Genomic DNA, 3,693 nt, shown 5'->3' with positions numbered 1-3,693 from the left:
GCTTGAGAAAGGCAGACAGTTGAGCGAGGGCTTCTTCGGAGCTTAGTTCTGGGTTGATGGGCACATCAGGCAGAGAGCGTTCAAGCACATATTCCTTAATCGTTTTGCCGCTCAGGGCTGCGTTCGCGAAGCGGTTCTAAAGGAACATCGCTTTGAGCTTCTGATGCTGTTCTGGGGTAACCAATCCCCACGGCGCTTATGCCGGGGGCTTTTAGTAGCCCTGTACAATATCTGTTAGAGAACAGGATAAGTACGAACCTCCGGGCAGGGTTACACTCTGCCCCAGCATTTTAATCATCATAGAACCATTGAAATCAGCATCTCCAATCCATCCACAAGCACTACACTTGTAGCGTTTTCGGGACCTATAAGACTTGCCTTTTACTGGATGGATATGCAGGCACTTGTGGCACGTTTGAGAGGTATAGCGAGGATTGACGAAGATGACTTCTACCCCAGCTTCTAAAGCCTTGTACCGTATAAATTCTCTAAGCTGATAAAAAGCCCAACTGTTAGACCTTCTTTTTTCGGTCTTAGACCTTGGCTGTAGGTTCGTCCTCTCTCTGATACCTGTCAAATCCTCCAGAGCGATAACTGCTCCTTGAGACTTTGCTGATTCAACAATAGCCTTGCTTACATTATGGTTAACCCAAGTCTGAAAACGTCTTTCTTTGCCTGATAGCCGTTTCTGAAGTTGGCGACATCTGCGTCTACTACTTCTTGTGCCCTTCGAGGCTTTCTGTTGAATTTGTCTTCTTACTCTGGCAAATTTGTCTCTAGTTTCCGTTACTTGCTTGCCAGAAAAACTCAGGTTTTCACTAGTAACAGCGATCTCCGTGCGCCCTAAGTCTACTCCAATAACCTTTTCTCTTTTTTGAGGTAATGGAGCTTTTTCCTTAACTTGGATATGAACATAATACTGACCATCACGATGCTTGCATAGTTGAGCGGAGGTAGGTTGCTTGCCTTTGAGTTTGCCAATTTGGTAGTTACCAATCTGCAAGGTAAATCTCTCTCTGCCACCTACTAAAGTTAAGCTAACAGTTTGATCTTTTTCTCTGTAACTGAAAATTCTGGCATCATAATCAGCACTAGTAGGACTGAAATTTGATACAGGCTTGTTTTTATGTTTAGCTGTTTTTCTGTTTGCAGCCACACGTCCACAAACTCTTACCGCTAAATTAGCGCTTAAGTTATAGGTTTCCCTGATGTATTTGTAAACCTGAGCCTGTATCGTGTTTTTGCTGGTTATGGAGGATTTTACGACAGCATTGGTATAGTTGCAAGCATCCGCAAACCCCTTAAGTGTGGCCTCAATCTTGTCGGCTTGCTGGGGTGTCGGTTGAATCTTGCAAACTATTGTTAATACTGTGGTTTCCATCTCCATAAATTCACATGTGAGTATCTATTGCTATTATACATCAAGATTTTGGATATTCCGGAAGATTTCGCCGCCAACCTCGGGCTTTGTCCGACGCTACGCGAACAAGGGTATTGAACCCATTGACCTGCTTGTCACGCTGCGCGAACGGCTGGCTGCGGGGGATTATCCCCCAGACCCCCTATTTTTGGTGATCTCAATCGAAAGCCTAGGCATGGGAAATCCCTATGTTGTTCTTGAACAACATTTCTGGAATAACAACTTTTGTTGCTTTTACGCAGTCGGGAACAGCGGATCTCGGAACAGGGGATCTCGGAACAGGGCAAAGTGGACAAGAATTGACCCAAAGCCATACAGCGTGGTCTTGGGGGTTCCCCCCACGGGAGTTTAGTTTATCCGAAGACCTTGCTGCATCACTACTCTGTTCTCCCTACTCCCTACTCCATGCTGCCCTCAAGGTAATCCCGGTAAGAGTAGTTATCGACACTAAGAGCCTAACACTAACTAATCTCAGCTCATCCCCCTAGTGGGCAAAGCCTATCCAGAGAGATTCACTTTTTGACTTCCATTAATGGACACAATTGCTCTGAAGCTTATCTGATGGTGGTCTTGAGAGGATTACACCTAGAGTTTTAGAGGAATGCGATCGCTTTTAGCGTGGCCTACGGCCAATCGCGTAGCGTGACCTGCATGTCAATCGCAAAAATAAACCCAAATTACACATGGGTACAGTTTCCCGGAAGCAATTGCTGTAACCCGAATTTAAAAAGGGTTTTATGGGTTGTTAACCCCATTAGTATGGAGGAATTTAAGTTAAATGCGATCGCTTTTAGCGGAAGCTTCGCTTCATCGCATAGACTTTTGGTCAAAACTCAGCTGCGAACCTAGGGCTGGTAGCCCACTGAAAAGTGGAAACCATTCTCTTGTAGTGAATTTCCCCGGTTGTTGACCTCAATCAAGGGGATACCATAGTCTAGGCGCAAATCTAAACCAGAGATAATCTGCGATCGCAAACCTACTCCCAAGCTAGCAATGGTGGCGGGGTCAGGGTCAGGATCTAGATTATTCCAAGCTGTACCGATCTCAAAAAAAGGGGCTAGTTGTAGCCTGGTGGGGTCTGAGGTGAGAGGGATGCGGAGTTGTACGGAACCCAGGATACCGTTATCAGCAACCAGTTGGTTTTGTCGATAGCCTTTGATTGTATCCACGCCACCGATACTGAAACGTTCTAGGGAGAGCAAAGAATCTGGGGTTAACTGAGCATTAATTTGTGTGATCAGCGTCGTTCTCGGTGACAACTGTTGTACCAATTGGAATTGTCCCAACCAGCTAAAGAATCGCCCGTCAGTCCCACTATTGTTGATAGTTGCATCAAAGGCACCCAACCCAAAACTAAACTGAGAGCGAGCAGCTAATATCCGACTAGGGCTACTACGGTCTATCCAATCTTGAGAAAATCGCAATACCGTTACCTTGGATTCGCCGTCTTCTGGACCAACTGAGAAAGAAAAAGGTTCCCCGAGTAAGAAGGTTTGACTGCGACGCAAGTCTAGGGCTAAACTCAGAGCAAATTCACTTTCTGGGGAGCGTAATATCGGTTGGCGAAAACTAACAGAAAAGGTGCGAGTTTCGCTTTCGATATCAAACTCCTCGAATTCATCTGCGATAATGCCGCTGTCGCTGTTGTTGTAGCGTACAGTAAGGGTGCCATTGTAGGGATTGACGGGGATAGAATAGTTGATATCGTAGAGGTCTAGCCCTTCGGTAAAGCTGTATTGAGTGCTGAAGCGATCGCCAAAACCCAAAAGATTATCATGGGCAACAAACAGCCTGGTTTGTAGTGAACCAATGCTGGGAGATTGGTTGTTGGCGGTAGAAATACCAGCGTGAAAGGCAGACGCTTCTTTGAGTTTCACTTGCAAAATATTGCTACCAGAGCCGCTGCCTGCAGTTAAGTCGGCATCCACTTGATTGAGTAAAGGGTCAAGTTGCAGCAGTTTCAGGGCTTCTTCCAAGCGGCTTCGATTTAATGGTGGGTTAGTTGCCAGTTCAAGGCGACTGCGCACATATCCTTCCCGCAGACGGTTTAATCCCTCCAGTTCAATCCGTTCTAAGTCACCCTCAACCACCTGGATTTTCACAACACCTTTGCTAAAGTCTTGGACGGGCAAAAATGCGCCAGAGGTGATGTAACCATTTTTAATGTAGAGCTCAGTAATGGCAGAACGCAGTTGAAGCAACTCCTCAAACCTTACTTCACGGTTCTCATATTGGTTTTTTTTATCTGCAATTTCTTCTTGCAAAACGGTATT

4 protein-coding genes are annotated in these 3,693 nt (G+C 45.8%); 1 reads left to right on the top strand and 3 read right to left on the bottom strand.

Annotated elements, in window-relative coordinates:
• Together F6K37_RS45060 and F6K37_RS34740 are read right to left on the bottom strand one after the other, a co-directional pair.
• Window positions 1-115, bottom strand: a 115-nt coding sequence (locus F6K37_RS45060; RefSeq protein WP_353838867.1) for a type II TA system antitoxin, ParD family, incomplete at its 3' end; no start/stop codon positions are given.
• Between the two features lie 96 nt (window positions 116-211).
• Entirely contained in the window at window positions 212-1,387 is a 1,176-nt protein-coding gene (locus F6K37_RS34740; protein ID WP_008189792.1) for an RNA-guided endonuclease InsQ/TnpB family protein, read from the bottom strand.
• Window positions 1,388-1,617: 230 nt separating this feature from the next.
• Here F6K37_RS34740 and F6K37_RS34735 point away from each other — a divergent pair, with 230 nt between their 5' ends.
• Window positions 1,618-1,908 carry a hypothetical protein gene (locus tag F6K37_RS34735; RefSeq protein WP_131826858.1) on the top strand — a complete coding sequence of 97 codons (291 nt, stop codon included), beginning with the start codon at window positions 1,618-1,620 and terminating at the stop codon, window positions 1,906-1,908.
• Window positions 1,909-2,265: 357 nt separating this feature from the next.
• On the opposite strand, the gene F6K37_RS34730 is transcribed toward F6K37_RS34735, so the two are convergent.
• Window positions 2,266-3,693 (bottom strand): ShlB/FhaC/HecB family hemolysin secretion/activation protein (locus tag F6K37_RS34730; protein WP_287255379.1); only part of this gene is annotated, 1,428 nt, incomplete at its 5' end.

This window comes from Moorena sp. SIO4E2 (genome assembly GCF_010671945.1).
GTDB classification, from domain to species: Bacteria; Cyanobacteriota; Cyanobacteriia; order Cyanobacteriales; family Coleofasciculaceae; genus Moorena; species Moorena producens.
This window is presented reverse-complemented; position numbering and strand designations above follow the sequence as displayed.